Source organism: Corallococcus terminator, assembly GCF_003611635.1.
GTDB lineage: Bacteria > Myxococcota > Myxococcia > Myxococcales > Myxococcaceae > Corallococcus > Corallococcus terminator.
In genome coordinates this window covers 1-24,908 of sequence record NZ_RAVZ01000047.1, presented here as the reverse complement: position 1 = coordinate 24,908, position 24,908 = coordinate 1, and the positions used below count along the sequence as shown (strand labels likewise).

The window sequence follows — 24,908 nt, the reverse complement described above, 5'->3', positions numbered from 1 at the left end:
CCGGCACGGCGCCCCTTGCCAAGCCCCCCTGCATGACCTTCCTCGTTCCGGTCGCATTGACGCTCCTGGTGTCGGCCCAGATTCCGCTGGCCACCCAGGTGGAACTGCCCACCGGCGAGGTGGTGGAGCTGGCGGCCGACTACGTCGTCTACGAGTCGGACATCCTCACCGCGCGGGGCCACTGCGAGCTGAGAAGCGGCCCCAACGTCCTGCGCGCGGACGAGGTGACGTACAGCGAGGCCACCCAGGTGGCCACCGCCACCGGCAACGTGATGTTCGTCAGCGGCATGATGGCCGCCATCGCGGACGACGTGCGCGTGGACCTGCGCTCCAACGAGGCCAACGTGAAGGGCGGCCTCTTCATGCAGAAGAAGGGCGTCACCCCCGAAGCCCTCCAGGCCGCGAAGACGCCGGACGAGCTGCGCAAGCTGGGGGAGACGCCCGTCCTCTTGAGCGGCACGCGCATCCGCCGCACCGGGGAGGCGTCCTTCTCCGTGGATGGCCTGGCCTTCACCCCGTGCCAGTGCGGCCCGGGGGAGCCCAGTTGGCGCGTGGAGGCCAAGGAGGCCAGCGTCGTCATGGGCGAGCGGGCCATCCTCACCTGGCCCGTGGTGTACGTGCGCTCGGTGCCGGTGTTCGCGCTGCCGTGGCTGTACCTGCCCCTGGCCGAGCGCCGCTCCGGCCTGCTGATTCCCCGCCCGGCCAACTCCGGCCTCAACGGCTTCGCGCTGGAGGTGCCCGTCTTCCTCACGCTGGGGGAGAGCTACGACATGACCTTCACGCCCGGCTATTACACGGGCAGCGGCGACATCGACACCGTCTACAAGGACGCCGACGGGGCCACCATCCGCGAGCCGCGCCCCAACGGCGTGAAGGGGCCCCGGCTGTTGACGGAATTCCGCTACGTGCCCAGTGAGCGGACGCGGGGCCGGGCCACGGTGGGCCTCCTCTACGACCTGCGGCCCCGGTTGGATCCCATCACCGGCGGGTTCTTCCGGCCTTATGACCACAGCGTGGAGCCGCCCGTGTTCCTGCCCATGCAGTACGTGGACGAGAAGCGCGGGATCCGGGGCGAGGCGTCCTGGCAGCACACGCAGGACCTGGGCGATGGCTGGCGCGACCGGGTGGACGCGTACATCGTTTCGGACGGCTTCTACACGCGCGACCTCACCGCCGACCTGCTGGTGCAGAACAACAACTACCTGCGCAGCTCGGCCGTCGTGTACCAGCGCAAGGACGACCGCTACCTGGGCCTGGACGTGTCGCTGCGCCAGGACCTGCGCTACCCGTTCCGCTTCTTCCAGCCGAACACCATTCCCGCCGTGGCCACCGCGGACAACGTCGCCGTGGATCCGCACGGCCCCACGACGTTCCAGCGCCTGCCGGGCCTCACCCTGGCCCTGCCCGAGCGCCCCCTGTTCGGCGGACGCGTGATGGGCGGGGTGCAGGTGGAGTACAGCCGTCTTTCGCCCATGCGCAGCGCCTTCGCGGACGACGGCCGGGACGCGCTCTTCTCGCCGTACGCCCGCTGGCGCCCGGCGTCCGCGCCGCTGAACATCGACTTCTTCGGCCTCCCCGTGGACGACCTGGAGGGCAACGGCCGTTTCGACGCCACCGAGCGCGAGGGCCGCGACCGCGTGACGTTGCTGCCGCGCCTGTCCACCTCCTATGGGCTGGGGCCCTGGGCGCGGCTGACGCCCTCGCTGTCGGTGCGCCAGGACGTCGCCGTGGGCGAGGTCTCCGGCCGCACCTTCCAGCGCGGCTATCCCATGGCGGACCTGGTGCTGGACTCCCAGTTGGCCCGCACCTTCACGGACAAGGACACGCTCTACCGCCACACGCTCTCCCCGTCGGTGACGCTGCGCTACGTGCCCGGAGGCTGGGGCCACGGCCTCACCGCCGCGCGCGCGGAGGGCTCTGGCACCGTGCCCCTCATCTACGACGAGGTGGACGCCGCGGTGCCGCTCCAGTCCGACGGCCGCGTGCGCGGCTTCCTCCATGCGGTGGTGGCCGTGGACCAGTCGCTGCGCGTGCGCAAGGGCCCCACCACCCGCGAACCCTTGCGCCTGCGCATCGGTCAGGGCTTCGACTTGTCCCGCCACGTCCCCGTCGCCGGCCGGGACACGGTGCAGGGCGGCGTGCTGCGAGACACCTTCGCGCGTCTGTCCGCCAGCGCCGGGGTCCTCACCGCGGGCGCCGTCGTGCGCATGGACCCCACGACGGGGGACATCACCCAGTTGGGCGCCGACTTCTCCATCGACAACGGCAAGGGCAACGCGCTCTATGGGCGCTACGACGACCTGCTCGCGGTGAGGCAGTTGTCCATCGACCGCGGGCTGGATCCGCTCGCGCAGGGCCCGGATTTCGTGCGCCGGGGCATCGACATGCTCGTCGGAGACGCACCTCGCCCCCTGCCGTCCCACACCGACCAGGTCGACCCCTCTCCGACCGAACGGGCACAGGCACTCACTGCCGGTACGCGAATCAAACTCGGATTCGGGCTCGGGTTGCGATACGAAGCACTTGTGCAGCCCCTCTATAAGGATCCGGTTTCCCAGGAAAGTCAGCCCCTTGCCCAGCAGACCTTTGGCGTGTCCTACGGACCCGCCTGTGACTGCTGGCGCATCGAGGGGGTGGTGATCCTGCGGCGCAACCAGTCGCCGGAATTCGCCGGCGTGAATTTCAGCGTCGCCGGCTTCGGATCCTTTGGTTCAGGGGGTTAGGAATCACCCGCTGTACGCGAGGGTTGCACTCACCTCGAAACATCCCCCCCAGGAGAAGTCTTTCGTGTCGGATCTCGGAAAAAGAATTGGCCAGCGCATTCGCGAGCTTCGCACGCAGCGCCCGGAGCGATGGACGCAGGAAGAGCTCGCTGAGCGGGCACAGATCAGCGTGTCCTTCCTGTCGATGATCGAGCGTGGCGAGCGTGTCCCCCATGTCGAAACGCTCGCGGCGCTGTCCAACGCCCTCAGCGTCAGCCTCGGAGAACTCTTCACGGGCACGGAGCAGACGCCCGCCCAGACGGAGGATCTGCTGCGTCCGTTGTCGGACTTCGCCCGCGCCCGGGGCCTCAATGCCCGCGACGTGGACCGCCTCCTGGGCGTAGCCCGGGTGATGTTCAACGGCTCGGCCGCCTGACGCCTTCCAGGCAGGCTGTCGTCTTCCAGCGCCTTCCGCCCGCCTCCCCCTCGGCGTGGCGGAAGGCTCTACGTAAGGATTGACCCCGGGGCCCCGCGTCCGTAGCGTGACTGGCTGATTTTCGAATCAACCAGTCATGGGAGGACGCGTGGGCCAGCAGAAGTCGGCACCGGAAGGCGGGACGCGGGAGAGCGAGCGTCGCCGGACCATCCTGCGTGCCGCCATCGACGTGTTCGCCCGCAAGGGCTACCACGGCTGCCGCATCGCGGACGTCGCCAAGGAGGCGGGCGTCGCGTACGGGCTCGTCTACCACTACTTCAAGAACAAGGACGAGCTGCTGGAGACCGTCTTCGAGACGGGCTGGAGCGGCTTCATCTCCCGTGCGCGGCTGGTCGCGGAGAGCGAAGGCCCGCTGGCGGACAAGGTGCGCCGCATCGCGGACGTGGCCTTCGAGGCCTACCGGGTGGACCCGCGCGCGGTGAAGGTCCTCATCCTTGAGATTGCCCGCAGTCCGGCGGGGGCCCGCATCAACCGGCAGACGGCCTTCGTGGACGTCATCCGCCTGAGCGCGCAGATGTTCACCCGCGCGAAGGAGTCCGGGGAGCTGCGCCCGGATGTGGATCCGCTGCTCGCCTCCGCGCTCCTGTTCGGCTCCATCGAGATGGGGCTCACGGCCTTCGTCGTGGGCCTCGCGGACGCGCGCGACACGGTGATGCTGGAGCGGGCCAAGGCGCAGATCGCCGACTCGTTCCTCCACGGTGTCCTCGTCCCCGGCGTGGAGAAGGCCCAGGGCGAACCACCCCGGACCGAACCCTCCCGGAGCGAGCTTTCGAAGGCCGAGGAGCCGAAGCCCGAGGCCCCTCCGGAGGTGTCTACATGGAAGCGGGAGAAGTCCGGTACGAAGTCCAAGGCCCCCAAGCGCACCTGACCATCGACCGGCCGAGGGCGCGCAACGCGCTGTCGCCGGGGGTGATTGACGGCCTGCTCGCCGCGCTCGACCGCGCGGACGCCGACCCCGCCGTGCGCGTGCTCGTGCTCACCGGGGCGGGGGAGAAGGTGTTCTGCGCGGGTGGGGACCTGGGGGCGATGACCGGAGACGGCGGCTTCCTGGCCACCCACGAAGGGCGTCGCTCCTACGGGCGGCTGCTCACGCGCTTCCAGGAGGTGCGCAAGCCCACCGTGGCCCGCGTCAACGGCCACGCGCTGGCGGGCGGGCTGGGCCTGGTGCTCGCGTGCGACCTGGCCGTCGCCGTGGAGGGCGCGGACCTGGGCACGCCCGAAATCGACGTGGGGCTCTTCCCCATGATGATGATGGCGCTCTTGCAGCGGCACCTGGGCCGCAAGCGCGCGCTGGAGCTGGTGCTCACCGGGGACCGGCTGCCCGCGCGCGACGCGCTGGCGCTGGGGTTGCTCAACCGCGTGGTGCCGGCCGCGGAGCTGGATGCCACGGTGGCCGCGCTCGCGACGAAGCTCGCGGGCAAGAGCCAGGCGGTGCTGGCCCTGGGACGGCGCGCCTTCTTCACCGCGGAGGACATGACGTTGCCGGCCGCGCTGGAGCTCCTGTCGTCACAGCTTTCGCTGAACGTGCTCGCGGACGACGCGGCGGAGGGCGTGACGGCCTTCCTGGAGAAGCGGCCTCCGCAGTGGAAGGACCGGTAGCGCGGGAGCGCCTGCGGGCGGGCCTCCTCTCTCGGGTGTCACCTGAGGTCCGGGCCACGACGTGTCGCTGCTGCTGGCCCCGGGTGCGCTCGGGGCCAGCCGGTGACGCGCGGCGAGGCGCTAGGGATTTGCGAGTTCGGGTGAGCTGACCGCGACGCCCGGCGTCTCCGGCACGCCGAGGAAGTCCAACTTGAGCAGCGTCTGACCATCCACCCACCGGTCATCCGCCTTCACGCCCCAGTGGAGGTGGGGCCCGGTGACGCGGCCGGTGCTGCCCACGAGTCCCAGCCCGTCGCCCTGCTTCACCACCGCGCCGTTCTTCACGTCGATGCGCGACAGGTGGAAGTACGCGGTGAAGAGGCCGGCGCCGTGGTGCACGAGCACGGTGTTGCCGGAGGCGTAGTTGTCGCGCGCCATCACCACCGTGCCGTCGTTGGCGGCGACCACCGGCGCGCCCACGTCGCCGTCCAGGTCCACGCCGAAGTGCTGGCTCTGCAGCTTGCCGTTGAACGAGCGGCGGTCGCCGAAGGGCGCCGTCACCTCGTCCTGGCGCGGCCACGCGAAGTTCTGTCCGAACAGCGGCGTCTGGAAGGGCTGCGCGAACGCCTCGGCGAACGCCTTGCGGTCCGCGGCCATGCGCGCCTTCACCGCCTTGGGCGGCGACACGTACTTGTTGGCCACGCGCAGTTCGCGCTCGCGGTAGCTCGGATCCTTCACCTCCAGCATGCCGGACAGCGCCACCGGCAGGCCCTTGCCGGGGGCCATCACGTCCACCGCCTGCGTGCCGGGGGGCAGCTCCACCGGGAGGCTGGTGAGGGCGAGGTAGCCTTCGCGCCACGCGAAGAAGCGCAGCGCCCGGCCTCCGAGCGTCCCCGTGGGAAGTCCGGCCGCGCCGCGCACCGTCACCAGCACCGGATCGCCCGGCTTCGCGCTGGCCGGCTGGAGCGACAGCAGGGGCCTGTCCAGCACGGGGCCAGGGCCGGACTTCACCAGCAGGGGGGCCAGCTCTCCCTGGATGACGGCGCCCGGCGTGGGCGCGCCCGGAGCGCGGGTGCCGGCGGGGGAGGGCGTGGGCGCGGCGCCCGTCACGGTCCCCGCCACCCCGGCGGGAGAAGAGGCAGGCGACCCGGCGGCGAGCGCCGAAGGCCCGGAGGCGAGCAGGGTGAGGACGAGGAGTCGGGACGCGGAATGATTCCGGGCGGGCATGGGCCGTTCTTTACACCACACGCGCGCGGAACCTTCCCGGACCGGCGTTGGAGGTGTTGGTTGACTGCCTCGCGGACTTGAAGGGCCTGCCTGGAGGTCCGCTGGTCGACGCCCGGTTGGACGTCCCGGAGGCGGGCGACGAATGCGTGCCATTGTCGGTACTTGCGTGCCCCGGGAGGCGAAATTGTGTTCTCGGCCGGACGAGCGGCAGGCAGCCGTCTCGGATCCGAGGTGTCAAGCCGTTACGGACGACGGTGGGCTCCCTAGCTTCATCCCATCAACGCAGCGCATCGATTTCGAAAGGGAGAGCGCGCATGCCTCGCTCCTACAGCTTCGACCACTTCAAGGTCCCCCAGTCCGTGCCTCCGCAGAAGCGCGGCCTCCGTCAGCAGGACAAGGAGCAGTTGTCCCGCTCCGCTCGCGTGACGGTGGATGACACGCAGGGCATCCATTACGGCAAGAGCCACGCCCAGACGGAGGAGATCCTCATGGCGCGCAAGATGGAGCTCGAACTGGAGGAACTGGCCCGGCCCGAGGCTGACGCCAAGTTCTCCCACGCCCAGCCGGCGCGCTCGGGCGGCAATTCCAAGAAGCGCAAGGCGGTCGCGGCGCCCATCATCGGGACGACGGCGCCCATCGGCGCGCTGCCCACCACGAAGGAACAGGTGCCTTCGCAGGGCCAGTTGACGGACCTCGTCGACGAGGCGCGCCGGCAACTGAAGGCCATCCAGGCCGGCGTGGGTGACGTGGCGTCGGCGGTGCAGCGCCTGGCGACGCTGCCCCTGGAAGCGGTGCGACTGGCGGCCCGCCGGATCATCCCGGCCTGAACCGGAAGGGGAGGGTGAGCGACGCGTGGAGCTGACACTCGTCTCGTACAACATCCACAGCGGCATCGGCGTGGACGGGCACTTCGACCTGTCCCGCGTGGGCGCGGTGCTGCGTGAGGTGAACGCGGACATCATCGCGCTCCAGGAGGTGGGGGACTTCCGGGGCAAGACGTCCCGGGAGGACCAGCCCGAACACCTGGCGGAGATGCTGGGCATGCACATGGCCTTCGGGCCCAACGTGGTCCGCAACGGGCGCCGCTACGGCAACGCCATCCTCAGCCGGCTGCCGGTGATCAAGTCGAAGAACTACGACCTCAGCGTGACGGGGCGCGAGCCCCGGGGGGCGCTGCGGTGCGACCTGGACCTGGGCGACGGAAAGCAGCTCCATGTCTTCTGCCTCCACCTGGGCCTGTCGGTGAGCGAGCGGCGGCGGCAGGAAGCGCTGCTCCTGTCCGCGGACCTGCTCCGGGACGCGGCGCGCAAGGACCCGATGGTGGTGTGTGGGGACTTCAATTCGTGGGGTAACGGGCCGGTGTCGTCGCTGGTGCGGGAGGCCATCCACGACGCCGCGTTCGAGCTGGGGGCCGCCGCGCGCACGTACCCCACGCGGCTGCCGCTGTTCCGGTTGGATCGCATCTACGTGGACTCAGGGGTGCGGCCGGTATCGGTGACGCCGCACCGCACGCCGCTCAGCCGGGTGGCGTCCGACCACCTGCCGCTCGTCATGCGCTTCGAGGCGCCCATCGCGGTGCAGCCGCCCGTGGCGCCGCCGGTGCAGTTGATTGGCTAGCCCAGCGCCGGGACGGCGCGATCGGCTAGGGTGACGGGGGTCCGGAGGTTTCTCGCGTTGAGTGGCCGACGCTTGCGAACGCCGGACAGTTTCGCCGGGATGTGGTTGTCGCGGCGGGGAGGGGTGCCTAGGTTGGCGCCCACGCGTACGGGATTGAGCGTCGGCCGGAGAGCGCATGCACGTGGGCAGTGAACAGACGGATCGCGGCGTGGCCGCGCTCGTCGGGCGCATGGCGGACGGCTTCAGTCGGCTGGTGACGCAGCACCTGCAGTTGGCGCGGCTGGAGATCGCGGAGGACGCGAAGGCGGTGGGCCTGGACGTGGCGAGCATCGCCGTGTTCGTGCCCTTCCTCCTCGTGGGCTATGCGTTCGTCTGCGGCGCGCTTTCAGCCTTCCTGGCCACCTGGCTGGGGTGGGCGGGAGCGCTGGCGCTGGTGGGCGGCGTGAACCTGGTCGGAGGCTGCTTCGGCATCTTCCGCGCGGTGAACCGCATGAAGTCCCGGCAGATGATGGATGACAGCGCGAGCGAGCTGTCGCGCAGCATGGCGGCGCTCACCACGGCACGTCCGCGGGATGCGGCGACGCCCGGGGTGAACACGCTCAAGGACACGACGGACAAGGTCTTCAAGGAGTCGCGGGATGGCCGCTAGCAATGGACAACTGCCGCGCACGAGCGCGGCGCTTCGCGAGGAAATCGAGCGCACCCGGGCCGAACTGGCCACGTCGGTGAGCGAGCTGCGCGAGGAGGTGGCGGTGGCCACCGACTGGCGCCAGTGGGTGCGGCGTCATCCCTACGCGTGCGTGGGGACGGCCTTCCTCGTGGGCTACGTGGTGGGTTCGCGGCGCTAGCGGCAAGCGCGCGCGGGCCGTGATGGACACATTCTTCTGGACGCATCGAGAACGAACGCACAGCAGAGGGCTTTCATGGAAATCAATCCGCAGCAGATGTCGGACCGGGCTCGGCAGCTTCAGGACCAGGTGATGCCCCAGGTGGATGAGGCGCGGCAGAACCTGGTGGACCTGAACCGTCAGGTGGTGGGCTTCATCCGGGCGAACCCCGGCACGTGCCTGCTGGGTGCCATCGCGGTGGGTTTCCTCGTGGGCCGGATCGCCTCGCGCTGAGTCCTCCGGGACGCTCGCTGGAAGGGAACACGACCATGACGACGTATTCGGGCACGACGGGCAATGGCAGCGCGGCGGAACACGCTGACGACGCGGGCTTCGGCCAGCGGGTGGATCAGTTGGGTTCGGACGCGCAGCAGTTCATCGACAACGCGCGCAGCGCGGTGGCGGACCTGGGGCAGACGCTGGACCTCAAGGGGCGCGTGGAGCGCAACCCCTACGGCACCCTGGCCATCGCCGCGGGCGTGGGCTACGTGCTGGGCGGCGGGCTCTTCACGCCGCTGACGGCGCGCATCCTGAAGCTGGGCGTGCGGCTGGCCGCGCTGCCCTTCGTGAAGGACGAACTGGTCGGGATGGCCGAGTCGGCCTTCCAGGGCTATCAGACGGGCCGAGGCACGCCGCCGTCGGGCAGCGTCTAGGCTTTCTTCCTCGCGTCACACGCTTTCGCTTTTCCACTGAAGTCTCCTCCCCCGGAGTCGGACATGCTGAGCCTGAAGGACTTGAAGAAGCTGGACCGCGACGACCTGTTGGACCTCGTGGGTCTGGAGACCCGCCGCACCACCGCGGAGACGACGTTGCCCGCGCTGGGCATCTTCGCCGCCGGTCTGCTGGTGGGCGTGGGCGTGGGCCTGCTGCTGGCGGACAAGCCGGGCACGCAGTTGCGCGGCGACCTGCGCACCAAGCTGCAGGGTGGCCAGGACAAGCTCGCGGGCGCCATCAACAGCGCGCGCGGCACGGAGACCCAGCAGGGCGCGGGCTCCACGGTGCCGCCGGGTTCGCGGACGACCTGATTCCTGGTCGGCTGTGAAGTTCACGGGCCTCTTCCCGCGTGAGTGGGGAGGGGCTTTCGTGTTTCCGGAGGTTGGGAGTGACAGGGAATGGCCTAGGATGCGCGGCCATGTCCCGTTCCCGAGCCGTCTGGGTGTCATTGCTGGCTTTGTCCCTGGTGCGGTGCACCGTGCCGTCGCTGGAAGACCTCTGGCGGGAGCGGGGCTTCTGCGCGGTAGGGAATGAGGACTGCGGAATGCTTCGCATCCATGTGGACTTGCGAGGCTTCGCCCCCGGGTGTCTGCGTTTCGTGGCGCAGGACGACGCGAGCGGTGCGGAACTGGCCCTGTCGATTCCCAGGGGTTCAGACGGAGGGATCGCGGCGACGCGCGTGACGCAGGGCTTCTCTCCTCCCAAGGACTGGGGCTTGACGGTGCGAGCGTCCGTGGAAGCCTTCGCCGGAGCATGTGAAGGCATGCCCATGGATTCCTCGGACCAGCAGGTCACGCTGAAGGAGGGGGCGACGCTCGACGTCAACTTCCTGCTTGAGGCCACGGACGCGGACCAGGACGGCCACGCGAGCCGCGAGTCCGGAGGCACCGACTGTGACGACACGCGCGCCGACGTGCACCCGGGGGCGACCGAACTGTGCAACGGCGTGGACGACAACTGTGATGTCAGGGTGGACGAGGAGTTCGGTGTGGGAGAGGGGTGTGCGAGCGCGGAGGGTTGCACTGGGGTTCGCGCCTGTCAGCCGGATGGCACGGTGGCCTGCCAGGTGCCCGTGGCGCAGTACGCCTGGGCGGACGAAGACGGGGACGGGCACGGCGATGTGAAGCGGGGTGCGCAGCCGGTGTGCACGGCGACGCTGCCTCCCAACCGCATCCCGACGTCGGCCCCCCACGATGACTGCGACGACGCGAACGCGGGCGCATATCCCGCCGCCATCGAGCGGTGCAACGGCGTGGACGACAACTGCAATGGGGACACGGACGAGGGCTTCTTCGTCGGGACGTCCTGTGTCGAGGCCGACGGGGGGTGTTACGGCGTTCGTGCCTGCAATGCAGGGGGGACCGGGACCGTCTGCCAGCTTCCGGCCAATTTCCCCACCTGGTATCCAGACGATGACGACGACTCCTTCGGGCAGAACGATGCGGGGGTCGTGGCCTGTGCTCCTCCGACTGAACTCTTCGTGGACAGGAGCGGGGATTGTGACGATGGCAATCCCTTCATCTACTCCGGCGCGCCCGAGCTGTGTGATTCGCAGGACAACGACTGCGACGGGACCTCGGATGAAGGCACGTGCTTGAGCGGCTCACCCCGCTGGGGCGGGCAGAACGTGGGGGACGGGGGAACCCGGTGGTACGGGGTGTCTCAGTACAACGACGGTGGCGTGTGGATCGTGGGCTCCGCGTCGACGCGGGCGGTGAAGGTGCCTGGAAGCAGTTCGTTCACCGTGTTGCCCGGTGCGTGCACGGGTTCAGCCAATCCGGTGGATGTCCTGGGCGTCTGGGCTCATCCCCAGACGGGGACCGCGTATATGGTCACTTCATTCGCGTCCGTGGTCAGGCAGTGGCCCTCCAGTGACGACTGTTCGCCCCGGACCTCTCTGGTGGGTTCCACGATCTACGCCAATGACATCCATGGCTTCGCCATGGGGACGAACGCGGAACTCCATGGCGTGACGGCCGACACGAACTCACCGGATGCTTCCGTGGGAGGTGTCTTCCTCTGGGATGGTGGCCTTCCCCCGTACGTCGTTTCCAGTCAGAGCGCGAACGGGCCCTTGCGAGGCATTCATGGCGTCTCCCCGAACACGATGTTCGCGGTGGGCGGCGGCGATGGAGGGGTGATTTTCCGCTATTCCCCAGCGTCGAAGTCCTGGAGCGCTGACGCCACCGTTCCCGGCGCCACAGGCCCCCTGAACGGGGTCCGGGTGGTCAACTCCCGGTTGGCCTATGCCGTGGGTGACAACGGAACGCTCCTCGTCTGGAATGGCACCGGGTGGAGTCACCACACGTCGCCGTCGGGCCTGGACCTGACGGATGTGCTCGCCTTCGGAAGGAACTCCATCTACGTGCTCTCCGAGATGGGAAGGGCGCACCGATACGATGGCCGCCAGTGGAGCACGCAGATGTTCGTCGGCCCTGTCTACGACATCGAGGGAACCGGTCCGGAAGACCTCTGGATCGTTGGCTATCCAGGGACCGTCTTCCACTACCCCTCCTGGCCGAACTGATCAGGGACTCGCGGTATGAGCGCTGACAAGAACCGACGACCGCCTCGCCCTGGCACGAAGCCTTCCGTGTCCTTGCGTCACGACACGCCCGTGGATGTTCCCGCCGTGGATCCAGCGATGCTGCCCGCCCGGAACACGGAGACGCCGTGGGGCGGGATGACCTCCGGTCCGGAGTCCGCGCTGGGCCAGTTGCGCGCGCTGGAAACGCTGGAGTCCACCTACGAAGCCTGGGCGGAGTTGAAGCGCGACCACGCGGCGGCGGTGGTCCACTTCAAGGAAGAACAGGCGCGGCTCGCGCAGCAGGGCACCTTCCTCCTGGGCGCGGTGCGCGCGGCCGGCATGGACTCCGGTGGCACTTCAGGTCCGGGCCTCCAGCCGCAGGGCGCCGCCAACGACTTCCTGCGCGACGCGGAGTCCAAGCTCGCGAAGGCGCGCGACGCCGTCCTCCAGCGCGAAGCGGAGAGCGAGGCCCGCTACCAGGCCGCCTTCACCGAGGTGCGCGCCACGCTGTTGGACCGGGTCCGGCGCTCGCTCGGGAGCCTCCAGCCCCACCTCACGCTGCTCTTGCGCCGAGTGGGGGCGGAGCGCTCCATCCTCCACGTCGCGCGCGTGCAGCCGGATGAATCCGTCCTGCTCTGCTACCTGCTCACCGAGCGCGTCCCCTCGCGCTACGGCTTTCTCTTCGACGACTCCACCGAGGACCTGGCGCTCGCGCCCGCGCCGCTCTACCCGGAGGAGTCCGTCCCGGAAGACGGCGTACGCCCGGATGCCCGGGGGCTGCTGGCCGTCATCGAAGCCAGCACGGAGGTCCTGCCCCTCAAGGGCTTCGTGCCGCTGCGCGTGCCGCGTCCCGGAGGAGGGGAGGACTTCTTCCGCCTCCTCCAGCGCGGCGCCGTGATGGAGGTCGAAATCGCGGACGGCCCGGACTTCCGCAGCATCCTCACCCGCGAGGAGGCGGAGCGTTTCGCGGGCCACCTGCTGCGCCTCAAGTTGGAGGGGCGCATCGGCCTGGACATCGAAGCCGGGTAGTGGACTTCAGTTCGTCCGGACGATGCCCACTTCCGCGGTGCCCGCCAGCAGCACGCTGCCCAGGAAGAGGTTGTCGGACTCCGCGCCGCCCATGCGCACGGCCTGGAAGATGACCAGGTACGTCTGCTTGGGGTTCGGGAACGCGGTGCCGGGAATCGTCACGCGCGCCTCCCGGAAGGTGGCCGGCACCGCCGCCAACTGGAGGAACTCCACCGGCGACGTGGGCACGTTGGAGTACGTGGCCGTGCCCTTCTCACCATTGGCGGTCAGCGGCACCACCGTGACGAAGCCCAGCGTGCGGTCGGTGTTCGGCGGCGGCGCCGGGCGGTCGAAGCCGAACGCCGTGTTCGCGTTGAGCCGCACGAAGCCCTCCGCCGGGTGCAGCGCGGTGATGGCCTCCTTCGGGGGCGAGTTCTCCACCTGCCCCACGTACCGCACGTTGTCCTTGGTCGCCGTGAACGCATACGTGGCCCCCGACGCGTACGTCAGCGCGTCGGTGGAGTCGCTCGTCACGCCGTAGCTGCCGCCCCCCTGGCTGTTGAGCGTGACGGGCGTCGTCGTGCCCGTGGGCTGGAGCACCACGGTGGCCCCGCTGACGCCCTCGGGCTGCGAGTTCGCCCCCGACTTCGTCCCGAAGAACATGAAGGCCGCCGTCTGCGCGGGGAAGGACACCACGTCCACGCCCGCGTCCCCGAAGGTCCCCGCGTCGTAGCCCGCCATCGCCGTGGCGGACACATCCACCTGCGGCGTGGCCAGCAGCGTGCCCACCATCACGTGGTCCGCGGAGAGCTGGTTGCCCGTCTTCTCCAGGTCACAGGCGAGGGGGGACAGCAGGGACACGGCGGCGGCGGCGGACAGCAACAGGCGTTTCATGGGCGGCTCTTTCGGACGAGGCTCGGACGAGGACATGCGGCGGCCAACCATACCGCGCGTATGCCCCATAGGCGCTCGGCCCCAACGCGCTATCCTGTGCACCGCCCGTGCAACGCCTCCGCATCCACTCCTCCGGTCGCCGCTTCCTCCACCGACTGAGCTTCTCGCTCGTGCAGGCGGCCGTGTTCGGCTGCCTGCTGGGCCTGCTCGTGTCCCAGCGCGTCTCGCGCCCCGTGCGCCCGGACGACACGCCCGCGCCCCTGCTGTCGCCGTCGGGCATCGTCGACCTGCTGTCCGGGTGGATCGACGGCGGCGAGCGCGTCTTCTACGACTGGCGCATCCGCCAGCTCGGCGAACGCTCCGAGCGCTCCGACCGCGTGGTGCTCGTCTCCATCGACGATGACACCCTCGCCGAGGCCCAGCAGGGCCCTCGCGCCGACATCGCCGCGTACCCGTGGCCGCGCCAGGTGATGGGCGGCATGGTGCACCGGCTGGTGGAGGAGGGCGCCTCCGTGGTGATGCTGGACTTCGCCTACCCGGAGCTCAGCCCGCGCGCCTGCGTCACCCCCATGCGCACCGGCCGGGGCGCCCTGTCCCAGGACGACGACGCGCTCCGGGCCCTCCTGGACCAGGACCCCGGTCACTCCGTGCTCGCCTTCCGCTGGGGCGCGGAGGGCACGCGCAGCCTGCCGCCCACCGGCCGCCTGTGGCCCTATCGCGTCCGTCTGGGCAGCTACCCCGGCCCCACCGAGGCCCGCGCGCGTGCCCAGTCCGTGCTCGCCCTCCAGCGTCCCGCCTTCCTCATCCCCGCCGGCAAGGGCCTGGAGGTCTGGGCCGGCGTCGCCGACGAGGGCGAGGGCCGCAGCCTGGGCGAACAACTGGGCTCCGCCGCCGCGTCCATCCAGGAGCGCCGCGCCGCGGACGACGCCTTCCGCGTGGCGCCGTCGGACCTGTTCCTCGCCCTGGCCTCCGTGCAGGTGGCGGGGTTGGATCCGGAGAAGCTCCTGGAGGTTCGTCAGCTCCAGCACCCGGTGACGCCGCTCTTGGGTACCTCCAGCGGCTTCGGCGCCACCACGCTGCCCGCGGATCCCGACGGAGTGGTGCGCGGCGTGCCCCACCTCGTCGCGTACAGCCCGCGCGGCGGCGAGCGCTACGTGCTGCCCTCCCTGCCGCTGGCCGCCGCCATGCGCCTCGCGGGCACGCAGAAGCTGCGCTACGCGGACGGGCGCCTCCACATCGGGGACAAGTACTCCGTGCCCATGGACGCGTCCGGCTACAGCCTCCTGCGGTGGGAAGCGCCGTCCGCCACCCGGGGCGCCCGGGGACCGCTGGCCCGCTCCATCCGCGCGTGGAACGTGCTGCTGAACCTCTTCGACACGCAGGCGGAGCGCCCCGCCCGGTTCGACCACGACCTGGACGGCCGCGCCGTCATCCTCACCAACACCAGCAGCTACGCACCGGAGCGCCGGGTGACGCCCATCGGTCCCGGCATCGCCAATGGCGCCATCCTGGGCCAGGCGCTCGCGAACATCCTCGCGTCGGATGGCATCGTCCGCGCGCCGTCCCGCGTGGACATGCTGGCCACCATGGGGCTCGCGTTCATTGGCGCGTTCCTGGCGCTGTCGTTCAGTTGGCTGCTGCGCTCGGTGTGGGGGGCCATCCTCTTCGTCAGCGTGGTGCTGGCCGCGGGCGCGGGGTACGTGGGCGCGGCCGGCTGGTTCTTCGTCAACGAGCGGCTGTGGATCGCCGTGGCGGGCCCGCTGTTGTCCATGGGGCTCGCGTTCCTGGTGACGACCGTCTACGCCTTCCGCACCGAACAGGACGTGCGCGACTTCGTGCACAGCGCACTGGGCCGCTACGTGAGCCCGGACGTGGCGCGGCTCGTCGCGCGCGATGTGAGCCTGATGCGGCCGGAGCGCCGCAAGATGACGGTGTACCTCTGCGACATCGAGGGCTTCACGCGCCTGTCGGAAGTCCTCCCGCCCGAACAACTGGTGCCCCTGCTCAACACCTTCCTCACGGAGATGACCTCCGTGGTGCGCGCCACGGCGGGGCAGGTGGACAAGTACATCGGCGACTCGGTGATGGCCTTCTGGGGCGCGCCTGTGCGCACGGATCGCCACGCTCACCTGGCCTGTGAAGCGGCGCTGAAGCTCCAGGCCGTGCTCGCGCAGCGTCAGCCTCTCTGGGAGAAGCAGTTCGGCCACCGGCTGTCGGTGCGTGCTGGCATCGACACGGGCGACCTGCTGGTGGGCGACATGGGCAGCGAGCTCAAGTCCCACTACACCGTCATGGGTGACGCGGTGGGCATGGCCGGCCGGCTGGAGGGCGCCAACAAGCAGTACGGCACGCAGGTGCTGGTGGGCGAGTCCACCGCGCAGCTCGCCAGCGACGCTTACGTCTTCCGCGAGGTGGACCGGGTGCTCGTGCGCAACAGCGAGCAGCCCGTGCGCGTGCACGAGTTGCTGGGGCGCAAGGGCGAGTTCTCCCCGGAGAAGCAGGCCGGCATGGCCCTGTACGAGAAGGCCCTCACCGCCTACTACGCGCGCGACTTCCTGGTGGCCCAGGAGCTGTTCCGCCGCTGCTCGGTGGAGCACGGCGACGCGGTGGCCCCCGTCTACGTCCAGCGCTGCCAGGGCTACATCCTGACGCCGCCGCCCGCCGACTGGGACGGCGTCATCCGCTGGCGCCGCCGCAGCTCCGACGGCCGCTAGTCGTCGTCGCCGGAGTCCGGCTGGCCGAACAGCTCCTTCACCGGGGCGTCGTCCTGGATGTGCTCGCCCACCACGCGGACCATCTTCTCCGCCGTCATGCCGGAGTAGTACACCTCACCGGGCCACCCCATGAGCTGGTAGTCCTCTGGCGACAGCAGGTCGCGCTTGCGGCCCGTGTCCTCGCGCACCACCACGTTGGGCCCCATGTGGCAGAAGCCGTAGCAGCCGCCCCGGTACAGCTCGCAGCGCGTCTGGAGTCCCTTCGCCGCCAGCGCCTCGCGCGCCGCCACGTGCACCGCATCCGAGCCGGCCTCGCGGCAACTGGACCCCTTGCACACGGACATCCGGTAGCGCTTCATCGCCGGACCCGATGTGCCTGGTCGGCACCACGTGCATTGAAGAGCTTCAGCGTCACCACATGCCCCCTGAAAAGGCGGCGGCCCGCCCTTCCATGTTCAAGAGGAAGGAGGCGGGCCGGGATGCTTGCGAAGGGGCGGAAGAGGACAACCCGCCCCGTAGGGTGCTGCCAGACGCTACTTGAGGAACTTCGTCACCTGGATGGGGCCCTGCTGCGTCACCACCGTCTGCCCATGCGAAGGCAGCGCCTTGCCGTGGCCGTGGCCGCTGGCGTGCCCGGCGCCCACCGAGTGCGGCGTCTTGAGCTCCACCAGTCCCTCGCCGATGCGCGTGTGCGCTTCCTTGTGGACGTGGTGCGGCTCCGAGGAGCTGTCGCGCTTGTTCCACGGATCCGACGGGTGCGAGACGGGCGGCCCCTTGAGCAGCTTGGGGATGTCGTAGACGAAGTTCTGCCGGTTGTACTCGGACGGCGTGTGCATGTACGTGTCCATGCGGATGGCGTCCTTCGGGCACGCGTCCACGCACAGGCCACACACGATGCAGCGCAGCTCGTCGATGACGAACTGGGTGGGGTACTTCTCGATGACGACCGACTCCGAGTCGGCGTCCGTCGTCTCGTACTCACCCGCCTCGATGTAGATGCACTGCGCCGGGCAGATGGTCGCGCACATGTAGCAGGCCACGCAGCGCGGCTTGCCGTCGTCGCGCGGAACCAGCCGGTGCAGACCGCGGTAGCCCTCCGGATAGATGGGCTTCTCTTCCGGGTACTCCACCGTCGTCATCAGGTTCATGCCCGTGCGGTCCTGAACCTCGGGGTTCGGATCGCGCGTGCCAAACATGTTGCGGAAGAAGTGACGGGTGGTGATGGCCAGCCCGCGCAGCAGCTCCGGGATGTACATCCGCTCGCGGATGTCCGTGCGCGGGTCCTGGGAAGCATTGAACGCCATGGTGTCTTGTCTCGCTTCCGGCGAAGGCTTCTGCCGGACAGGGCGCCGTTAGTGCGCGCCCGCCGGGGAATGGGAGTGGGGGTCCGCCGCGTGCGCCGGCAGGCCGGGCGCGTCGTGACCGTGGGCGTCGTGACCGTGGCCATGCGCCGTGTCGTGCGCGCCTTCCGCCTTGGTGCCCTTGGTCATCGTCAGGGCCACGACGAAGCCGATCTCCAGCAGGCCCACGATGCCCAGCATGCGCAGGGACGGATCCCACAGCACCAGCGCGCCGCTGACGAACACGTTCGCCAGGCCCACCGGCAGGAGGATCTTCCAGCCCAGGTTCTGGATCTGGTCGTAGCGGAAGCGCGGGAAGGTCCAGCGGATGACCAACTGCACCCAGATGAGCAGGACGACCTTGATCCAGAACACGGTGCCCAGGATGGTGCCGTAGAGCCAGCCGTGCTCCTGCATCAGGGGCTGCGCCGCCAGCCACTCGCCGCCGAAGGGCAGGTGGTGACCGCCGAAGAACAGCGCCGTCGTCACGCCGGCCAGCACCACGACCTCCATGAACTCGGAGATCATGAACATGCCGAACTTCATGCCGGAGTACTCAACGAAGTAGCCGATGATCTCCGACTCGCCTTCGGGCGCGTCGAACGGCGCGCGCTTGGTCTCCGCGAAGGAGGCCACGAAGAAGGCGATGAAGCCCAGGGGCTGGATGAAGATGCCCCACGCGGGCAGCCCCAGGTCGAACGCGCCGTCGGAGCGCCACAGGTAGCGCGCCTGCCCGGTGCCGGCGACCAGCGCGTTGCCCACGTCACCCACCAGCGCGGGCATCTGCACGGAGGAGAACGCGAGGAACAGGCCCACGAGCGCCAGGCCCAGCGCGACTTCGTAGGAGATCATCTGCGCGGAGGCGCGCACGCCGCCCAAGAGGGCGAACTTGTTGTTGGAGGACCAGCCGGCCAGCGACGTGCCGTAGACCGCGAGCGACGCGATGGCGAGCACGTACAGCATGCCGAAGTCCGGCGTGGCGACGACCATGTCCACGTGCTTGCCGAACACCGTCACGGACGGGCCGGCGGGCACCACCGCGAACAGCGCGAACACCGGCGCGAACGCGAGGATGGGGCCCAGGTTGAACAGGAACTTGTTCGCCGTGCCGGGGACGAAGTCCTCCTTGGTCAGCATCTTCAGCACGTCGGTGATGATGTGCGGGATGCCGCCCAGGGAGCGGTTGCCCAGGCCCGGGATGGCCAGACGCGCGCGGTTGGGGCCCACGCGGTCCTGCATGAACGCGCTCCACTTGCGCTCGGCGAGCGTGAGGAGCGTGGCGATGATCATCACGAAGGTGAGCATCAGGAAGAGGATGTTCGTCAGGCGGCTGGCGCCCGTGAACAGGTGCTCTTCCACCAGCCCGCCCACGAGGTACGCCGTGGCCACCCCGCCCGCGAGGGCGAAGATGCAGAAGGCCATGGCGAACAACATTGTGAAGATGCGGTTCATGGTCAGATGCCCCTCACGCGCGGCGCGCCGAATTCACGGTAGCCCGGCGGACGGCCGTCGGCACCCGACGGCAACGGATTGATGCCCGGCTTCTCCCGGTCCGGCGGAGAGGCCTTGTCCCAGTTGAACTCGGCGAACTCGGACACCTGACCCGAGAGCGCCCGCCACACGTCGCGCGCGGAGGCGTGAGCAGCGTCGCCGCCCAGCTCGCGCGTCAGCTCCGTGGCCCACTTCCAGTGCGGCGAAGCGTCGCCCTTGGAGGGGTACGCCTTGCGGAAGCGCTGGGTGATGCCGTCCTGCTGGGTGAACGTGCCCTCGTCCTCGATGTGCGCGCTCGCCGGCAGCAGCACCGTCGCCTGCGCCGTCACGGGGGACTCGTTCTGCGCCTGCGCGACGAACACCTCCAGCTTCGCCGCGACCTCGGCGAAGGCGGCCGCATCCGTCGGGACCTCGGTGCCCACCGCGTACAGCGCCTTGACCTTGCCGGCGTTGATGGCGGTGGTGAGCTCCTCGAAGGACTTCAGCGACAGCCCCAGGCCCTTGGCGACGAGCGCGAGGCCCTGGCGGTTGGGGTTCTTGTCCGCCGTCATCAGGTAGTGGTCGGCCTTGCCCTGCGGCCGGCCGCCCACGAACACCGTCGTCACGCCCAGGCTCGCCTTGGCGAACGTCAGGGTCGCGAGCAGGTCCTCGTTGGACGCGAGCGGCGAGGCCAGCACCGCGAGCTGCGAGGAGCCCACGAGCGGCTTGAGCGCCTTGGCTGCGGCGACGGCGGCGTCCTTGCGCGTGAGCGCCGGCTGGACGGTGTCCCGCGCGGCCGTGCGGCGGCCCACCTGGGCGGCCAGCACGCGGCCCGTGTTCAGGTCGCGGTAGGACAGGCGGCCCTGGTCGCACATCCAGCTCTTGTTGATGGCCTCGTTCTCACGCGGGCGGTAGCGATAGGTGTCCTGGGACATCCAGTCCGCGGAGATGCTGCAGCCGCGCGAGCAGCCCGTGCAGACGGACGGCGTGGCGGACAGGAACCAGGCGCGCGCCTTGAAGCGGAAGTCGCGGCTGAGCAGCGCGCCCACCGGGCACACGTCCACGGTGTTGAGCGAGTAGTTGCTGTCCAGCTCGTTGCCCGGGAACACGTCGATGCGCTCGTGGCTGCCACGACCGAAGACGCCCAGTTGCGGCTCCTTCGGGATCTCATTCATGAAGCGGACGCAGCGCGTGCAGATGATGCAGCGCTCCTGATCCAGCACGACGCGGGGCCCCAGCACCTTGCGCTTGTGCTTGAGGGCCTTGGTGCCCTCCAGGCGCGAGGGCCGGTAGTCGTACTTCATGTAGTAGTCCTGCAGCTTGCACTCACCGGCCTGGTCGCAGATGGAGCAGTCGACCGGGTGGTTGAGCAGCAGGAACTCCATCACCGAGCGCTGCTGCTCCTTGACCTTGGGGGTCGTGGTCTTGATGACCTGACCCTCGGCCATGGGCGTCTGGCAGGCGGGGACGAGCTTGGGCGCGTTGGACGCCTCGATGAGGCAGATGCGGCAGTTGGCCGCGATGGAGAGGCGCGGGTGGTAGCAGTAGTAGGGGATCTCCGAGCCGACCGTCTTGGCCGCCTCGATCATGTTCGTCCCCGGCTTGACCACGACCTCCCTGCCGTCGATGACCGCCGTCACGAAGCCCGGGTTCTTGGGCTGCGGCTTGGGCGGAGGGCCACCGGCCGGCTTGGGCGGAGGCGTGCCCGTGGGACCGCTGGCCGCGGCCGGCGGATTGTCCATCTTCGCCCCGGCGGGCGGGTTGGACGGCTCCGAGCCAACCTTGGCCGCGGGCGAGTCGGTGGGAGCGCCCTTGGGGGGCGTCTGCGCGTCACCGGTAGGCTTCTTCGTGTCGTTGTCGCTCACTGCTCGACCTCGCCGCCGATCATGTTGATGGTGTCAAAGGTGGGAACGAGGTCCGCCAGCATCTTGCCCTGGATGATGTGCGGCAGCGCCGCGAGCACCGGGAAGCCCGGCGCACGGACGTGGACCTTGTAGGGCCGGCCGCGACCATCGCTCACCAGGTACCAGCCCAGCTCGCCGTTGGAGGCTTCGGTGGCGTCGTAGACTTCTCCGGGGGGCACCTGGATGCCCTCCATCACCAGCTTGAAGTGCGCCATCACGCCTTCGATGGTGCCGTACACCTCCGGCTTGGGCGGCAGCGCGATGCGCCAGTCGTCCACGATGATGGGGCCGGCGGGGATGGTGTCGATGGCCTGGCGCAGGATGCTGATGGACTGACGCATCTCCTCCAGGCGCACGAGGTAGCGGTCGTAGTTGTCGCCGTGCTCGCCGACCACCGACTGGAAGTTGAAGCGCTCGTAGACCCAGTACGGGTGCGTCTTGCGCAGGTCGTGGTCGATGCCGCACGCGCGCAGCGCGGGGCCCGTCCAGCCGTAGTCGATGGCGTCCGCGGCGGAGATGACGCCGGTGCCCTTGGTGCGGTCCACGAAGATGCGGTTGCGCGTGAGCAGCCCGTCCATCTCCTGGAGCAGCTCTTCGGTGCGGGTGAGGGTCTTGTGGACCTTCGCGATCCAGCCTTCGGGCAGGTCGCGGTTGATGCCACCCACGCGGCCGAAGCTGGTGGTGAGGCGCGCGCCCGTGAGTTCCGTGACGCGGTCCTGGATGAGCTCGCGCGCTTCCATGCCGTAGAGGAACGGCGCGAAGCCGCCCATCTCCAGGCCGGTGGCGCCCACGCACGTCAGGTGGTCGGTGAGCCGGTGCAGCTCACTGCCGATGACGCGGATGTACTGGGCGCGCTCGGGGATCTCCAGGCCGATGAGCTTCTCCACGGCGTTGAGGAACCCGAAGTTGTTCATCATCGCGGACAGGTAGTTGAGCCGGTCCGTGTACGGCAGGCACTGCGTCCAGGTGACGTTCTCGCAGCTCTTCTGGAAGCCGCGGTGGAGGAAGCCGATCTCTGGATCGATCTTGACGATCGTCTCTCCCTCCAGCTCCACCTTCAGCCGCACGGTGCCGTGCGTGGCCGGGTGGGACGGGCCCATGTTGATGACCATGTGCTTCGACTGGAGATGGGCTTCGAGCTCCGACTCCTCGTGGGCGAACCCATCCGTGTCGGGGTTGAAGGGCTTCGTCGCGTCGGTGTTGTGGCTGTCGGCCATGGGAGGTCTCGTCAGGCGACGCCGCTGGTGCCGGGGCCGCGGAAGATGTCCTTGATGGGGCGCTCGGGGATCAGCGGCTGCCGGTCACGCAGCGCGTAGTCCTTGCGCAGGGGGTGGCCCTGGAACTCGTCGTACAGGAGGATGCGGCGCAGGTCCGGGTGGTCCACGAAGCGGATGCCGTAGAAGTCGAACGCCAGGCGCTCCCACCAGTTGGCGCCGCGGTACACCGCCGCCAGGGAGGGCACTTCGGGCCGGGTCTCGGTGACGCGCACCTTCAGGCGCACGTGTTCCTTCCGGCTGAGCGAGTACAGGAAGTAGACGATCTCGAAGCGCGGATCATTCTCCGCCAGGTGCAGGCGGTCCACGGCGTCCGCGGAGCCGAACATCTTGAAGTCCAGCTCCGGATCCATCTTCAGGAACGTGGCGACCTTCGGCAGCCACTCCGCATGGATGACGGCCCAGGCTCCGCCAGCGCGGTCCACATAGCGCTCCGCGACCGCCTCGGGAAACTGGGCGGCGACCCGGTCCAACGCGAAAATGCTCAAGGGGGGCCTCGAATAACGACAGAGGAAACCGCGGCTTTATAAGGACCGTTCGCGGGACGCGTCAACGTAAACCCTCAACCATGTAGGCCACTTAGGTGGCCCAGTAGCCCGCGTCGCGATCCACCCCCTGCCTGGTGACAGGCAGGCGGCGACCTCAGGCTGCGGCGCCTGCTCCCAGGGCGGGAGCCTCCTCGTCGGTGGAGGGGACGAAGGTCACCACCGGCTGGCTCTTGCCGGGGACGATGGCGACCGGGGCGGGCTCCCAGCGGAAGGCCTCACCCGCCCGTTCGCGGGTCGCCTGGGAGACGAGCACGGACACCCCGAAGCCCTTGGTCAGCCGCTCGATGCGGTTGGCCAGGTTCACCGTGTCGCCGATGGCGGTGTACTCCAGGCGCCGGAAGGGCGAACCGATGTTGCCGAGCACCACGGGACCGGAGTGCACGCCCACGCCCATGCGCAGGCCCACCTCGCCCCGGGCGGCGCGTTCGGCGTTCACGGCTTCCAGTTCGCGCACCATCTCCAGGGCGCACCGGGTGGCGCTCCGGGCATGGTGGGCGTCCGGCAGGGGGGCGCCGAAATACACCATGAGTGCGTCCCCGATGAACTTGTCGAGCGTGCCGCCGTGGCGGAACACCACCTCCACCATGCGCCCGTAGTACTCGTTGAGGATGGTGACCACCTGCTCGGGGGGCAGCCGTTCGCTCAGCGAGGTGAAGTCGCGCACGTCCGCGAACAGCACGGACACCTCGCGCAGCTCCGGGACGGGGGAGTCGCGGTCCTGGAGGCGCTCGGCGACGGCGGGGGAGAAGTAGCGGCCCAGGCGCGCGCGCTGGAGCTCCTCGTTCGTGACCGCGGCGGACAGCGTGCGGATGCGCTGGAGCAGCCGGGCCGCGCCCGCCGCCGTCATGGCGAGCATCACCGCGCCGGCCACCTGGGCCCCACCGCCGATGGCGGCTTCGCGCTGGAGCGCGACCTCCGCGACGATGGCGATCGCGGTGACGAGCAGCATCACGGGCCGGCGCAGGCTCAGCGCGGACAGCAGCACCAGCGCCGCGAAGATGCCCAGGGTGAAGCCGGCCACGCCTCCGGGTGAAGGCGACACGGGCAGGGCCAGGTGCTGGAGCCAGTACACGGCGGGCACGTCCACGAACGCGACGGAGAGGGAGGCCCAGCGGGCGATGCGCGCGGAGGCCGTCACGGCCACCGCGACGAAGGACGTGCAGACCAGGTACAGCGCGAACGGCCCCAGGTAGACGTCCCAGTCGTGCAGGTCGCGCCCCCGGCCCAGATAGACGGCCATCCCGAACAGGACGCTCACCGCGCCCAGGCGGACCCAGGCCAGGTGGCGGCCGTTGGATTGACGCTCCACGTCGAGCGCGCGGCGCACGGACTCCTGGAGGCTGTCGCTGGACGTGTGGGTCGAAGGCAAGCGGTCCCCCCGACCGACGAAAGCGTCGGCCCGGAACAATCCAGGGCCATCTTGCAACGAGTGGGATGCCGACGCACGTCGGGGAGTCCCTGAAAGCCCGGTGGAATACAGACGTGGCCAGGGAATGCCTGGACGGAGTAGACGCAGGGGTCATGTCCGTGCGGTCCGTCGCCTCCTACCTCCGCGCCGGTTCGGGGCGCCTGGCCCTGGGCTCCCTGCTGGGGCTCCTGTTGTTCGCCGCCGAGACGGCCTGGTTGCTCAAGGCCGGGGTCGTCGGCGTGGACATCCCGCTGGATGGCCCGTACGCGGCGCTCGCGGCGGCGGTGCGTCCGCTGTTGCCGGGCGTCGTCCTGCGCGTGGCGATCGTCTATCTGGTGGCAGGAGGGTTGCTGGGCCTTGCCGCGTCGGTGCTGGCGCGGGCCTGGACGCGACGGGATGGGTGGGTGGCGCTGGGGGTGACGGTCCTGCACTGGGTGGGGCTGTTGCTGTTCTGGGCCTGGGGCCGTGCGCTTGCGCGGCCCGCGCTCTTCGATGATCTGCCGGCGGTGCGCCCCGTGCTGGCGTGGTTGGTGGATCACGGCGAGCCGTGGCAGGCGCGTTCGGCGGCGGGGGCGTGGGTCGCGGTGCATCTGGTGGTGC

Annotated in this window: 23 protein-coding genes and 1 pseudogene; 15 read left to right on the top strand and 9 right to left on the bottom strand. The window is 69.7% G+C overall.

Features of this window, described 5'->3' with window-relative positions; genetic code table 11:
- Positions 1 to 32: 32 nt before the first annotated feature.
- The 4 genes from D7V88_RS09810 to D7V88_RS09795 all read left to right on the top strand — a co-directional run bounded on the left by D7V88_RS09810 (position 33) and on the right by D7V88_RS09795 (position 4,797).
- Entirely contained in the window at positions 33 to 2,723 is a 2,691-nt protein-coding gene (locus D7V88_RS09810; RefSeq protein ID WP_120540353.1) for an LPS-assembly protein LptD, read from the top strand.
- A 64-nt stretch (positions 2,724 to 2,787) separates the two neighbouring features.
- Positions 2,788 to 3,138: a helix-turn-helix domain-containing protein gene (locus D7V88_RS09805; RefSeq protein ID WP_014398120.1), complete on the top strand. Its 351-nt coding sequence runs from the start codon at positions 2,788 to 2,790 to the stop codon at positions 3,136 to 3,138.
- A gap of 148 nt (positions 3,139 to 3,286) precedes the next feature.
- On the top strand, positions 3,287 to 4,066 hold the full coding sequence (locus D7V88_RS09800) for a TetR/AcrR family transcriptional regulator (RefSeq protein WP_120540370.1): 780 nt from the start codon (positions 3,287 to 3,289) through the stop codon (positions 4,064 to 4,066).
- Positions 4,015 to 4,797: an enoyl-CoA hydratase/isomerase family protein gene (locus tag D7V88_RS09795; protein WP_120540352.1), complete on the top strand. Its 783-nt coding sequence runs from the start codon at positions 4,015 to 4,017 to the stop codon at positions 4,795 to 4,797. Before D7V88_RS09800 ends, D7V88_RS09795 begins: the two co-directional genes overlap by 52 nt.
- Before the next feature lie 120 nt (positions 4,798 to 4,917).
- Here the strand turns inward: D7V88_RS09795 and D7V88_RS09790 are convergent, their stop codons facing one another.
- Complete coding sequence (locus D7V88_RS09790; RefSeq protein WP_120540351.1) at positions 4,918 to 6,003, bottom strand: M23 family metallopeptidase; 1,086 nt, start codon at positions 6,001 to 6,003, stop codon at positions 4,918 to 4,920.
- A gap of 314 nt (positions 6,004 to 6,317) precedes the next feature.
- On the opposite strand from D7V88_RS09790, the gene D7V88_RS09785 reads away from it, so the two are divergent.
- The 9 genes from D7V88_RS09785 (at position 6,318) to D7V88_RS09745 (ending at position 12,777) form a co-directional block, all read left to right on the top strand.
- Positions 6,318 to 6,830 (top strand): hypothetical protein, encoded by a 513-nt coding sequence (locus tag D7V88_RS09785; protein ID WP_120540350.1) that lies wholly within the window; start codon positions 6,318 to 6,320, stop codon positions 6,828 to 6,830.
- A gap of 25 nt (positions 6,831 to 6,855) precedes the next feature.
- Positions 6,856 to 7,620 carry an endonuclease/exonuclease/phosphatase family protein gene (locus tag D7V88_RS09780; protein WP_120540349.1) on the top strand — a complete coding sequence of 255 codons (765 nt, stop codon included), beginning with the start codon at positions 6,856 to 6,858 and terminating at the stop codon, positions 7,618 to 7,620.
- A 175-nt stretch (positions 7,621 to 7,795) separates the two neighbouring features.
- Positions 7,796 to 8,269, top strand: coding sequence for a phage holin family protein (locus D7V88_RS09775; protein WP_120540348.1), 474 nt, complete (start codon positions 7,796 to 7,798; stop codon positions 8,267 to 8,269).
- Positions 8,259 to 8,468: a DUF3618 domain-containing protein gene (locus D7V88_RS09770; RefSeq protein ID WP_120540347.1), complete on the top strand. Its 210-nt coding sequence runs from the start codon at positions 8,259 to 8,261 to the stop codon at positions 8,466 to 8,468. Before D7V88_RS09775 ends, D7V88_RS09770 begins: the two co-directional genes overlap by 11 nt.
- A 75-nt stretch (positions 8,469 to 8,543) precedes the next feature.
- Positions 8,544 to 8,741, top strand: coding sequence for a hypothetical protein (locus tag D7V88_RS09765; protein WP_120532066.1), 198 nt, complete (start codon positions 8,544 to 8,546; stop codon positions 8,739 to 8,741).
- 35 nt (positions 8,742 to 8,776) lie between these two features.
- Complete coding sequence (locus D7V88_RS09760) at positions 8,777 to 9,160, top strand: hypothetical protein (protein WP_120540346.1); 384 nt, start codon at positions 8,777 to 8,779, stop codon at positions 9,158 to 9,160.
- 63 nt (positions 9,161 to 9,223) lie between these two features.
- Complete coding sequence (locus tag D7V88_RS09755) at positions 9,224 to 9,532, top strand: YtxH domain-containing protein (RefSeq protein WP_120540345.1); 309 nt, start codon at positions 9,224 to 9,226, stop codon at positions 9,530 to 9,532.
- A gap of 107 nt (positions 9,533 to 9,639) precedes the next feature.
- The gene (locus tag D7V88_RS09750) at positions 9,640 to 11,748 is read left to right on the top strand and encodes a putative metal-binding motif-containing protein (RefSeq protein WP_120540344.1); all 2,109 of its coding nucleotides are present in this window, start codon (positions 9,640 to 9,642) and stop codon (positions 11,746 to 11,748) included.
- 117 nt (positions 11,749 to 11,865) lie between these two features.
- Positions 11,866 to 12,777 (top strand): hypothetical protein, encoded by a 912-nt coding sequence (locus tag D7V88_RS09745; protein ID WP_120540369.1) that lies wholly within the window; start codon positions 11,866 to 11,868, stop codon positions 12,775 to 12,777.
- A 6-nt stretch (positions 12,778 to 12,783) separates the two neighbouring features.
- On the opposite strand, the gene D7V88_RS09740 is transcribed toward D7V88_RS09745, so the two are convergent.
- Positions 12,784 to 13,650, bottom strand: coding sequence for a hypothetical protein (locus tag D7V88_RS09740; RefSeq protein ID WP_208726194.1), 867 nt, complete (start codon positions 13,648 to 13,650; stop codon positions 12,784 to 12,786).
- A gap of 107 nt (positions 13,651 to 13,757) precedes the next feature.
- Here D7V88_RS09740 and D7V88_RS09735 point away from each other — a divergent pair, with 107 nt between their 5' ends.
- Positions 13,758 to 16,364, top strand: coding sequence for an adenylate/guanylate cyclase domain-containing protein (locus D7V88_RS09735; protein WP_244238077.1), 2,607 nt, complete (start codon positions 13,758 to 13,760; stop codon positions 16,362 to 16,364).
- On the opposite strand, the gene D7V88_RS09730 is transcribed toward D7V88_RS09735, so the two are convergent.
- The 7 genes from D7V88_RS09730 to D7V88_RS09700 form a co-directional block, all read right to left on the bottom strand.
- Positions 16,361 to 16,723 carry a (2Fe-2S) ferredoxin domain-containing protein gene (locus tag D7V88_RS09730; RefSeq protein WP_120540343.1) on the bottom strand — a complete coding sequence of 121 codons (363 nt, stop codon included), beginning with the start codon at positions 16,721 to 16,723 and terminating at the stop codon, positions 16,361 to 16,363. The two genes, D7V88_RS09735 and D7V88_RS09730, sit on opposite strands and share 4 nt — an antisense overlap.
- A 174-nt stretch (positions 16,724 to 16,897) precedes the next feature.
- A complete protein-coding gene (locus tag D7V88_RS09725; RefSeq protein ID WP_120540342.1) occupies positions 16,898 to 17,668 on the bottom strand; it encodes a NuoI/complex I 23 kDa subunit family protein in 771 nt (256 codons plus the stop codon).
- 48 nt (positions 17,669 to 17,716) lie between these two features.
- Positions 17,717 to 19,156 carry a complex I subunit 1/NuoH family protein gene (locus tag D7V88_RS09720; RefSeq protein WP_120540341.1) on the bottom strand — a complete coding sequence of 480 codons (1,440 nt, stop codon included), beginning with the start codon at positions 19,154 to 19,156 and terminating at the stop codon, positions 17,717 to 17,719.
- A 2-nt stretch (positions 19,157 to 19,158) separates the two neighbouring features.
- A complete protein-coding gene (locus D7V88_RS09715) occupies positions 19,159 to 21,039 on the bottom strand; it encodes an NADH-quinone oxidoreductase subunit G (RefSeq protein WP_120540340.1) in 1,881 nt (626 codons plus the stop codon).
- Complete coding sequence (gene nuoD, locus D7V88_RS09710; protein WP_120540339.1) at positions 21,036 to 22,295, bottom strand: NADH dehydrogenase (quinone) subunit D; 1,260 nt, start codon at positions 22,293 to 22,295, stop codon at positions 21,036 to 21,038. Before nuoD ends, D7V88_RS09715 begins: the two co-directional genes overlap by 4 nt.
- Positions 22,296 to 22,306: 11 nt before the next feature.
- Entirely contained in the window at positions 22,307 to 22,825 is a 519-nt protein-coding gene (locus tag D7V88_RS09705) for an NADH-quinone oxidoreductase subunit C (RefSeq protein ID WP_120540366.1), read from the bottom strand.
- 169 nt (positions 22,826 to 22,994) lie between these two features.
- Positions 22,995 to 24,269 (bottom strand): adenylate/guanylate cyclase domain-containing protein, encoded by a 1,275-nt coding sequence (locus D7V88_RS09700; protein WP_120540365.1) that lies wholly within the window; start codon positions 24,267 to 24,269, stop codon positions 22,995 to 22,997.
- A 152-nt stretch (positions 24,270 to 24,421) separates the two neighbouring features.
- On the opposite strand from D7V88_RS09700, the pseudogene D7V88_RS09695 reads away from it, so the two are divergent.
- Positions 24,422 to 24,908, top strand: a pseudogene (locus D7V88_RS09695) (sulfatase-like hydrolase/transferase); the annotation flags it as partial.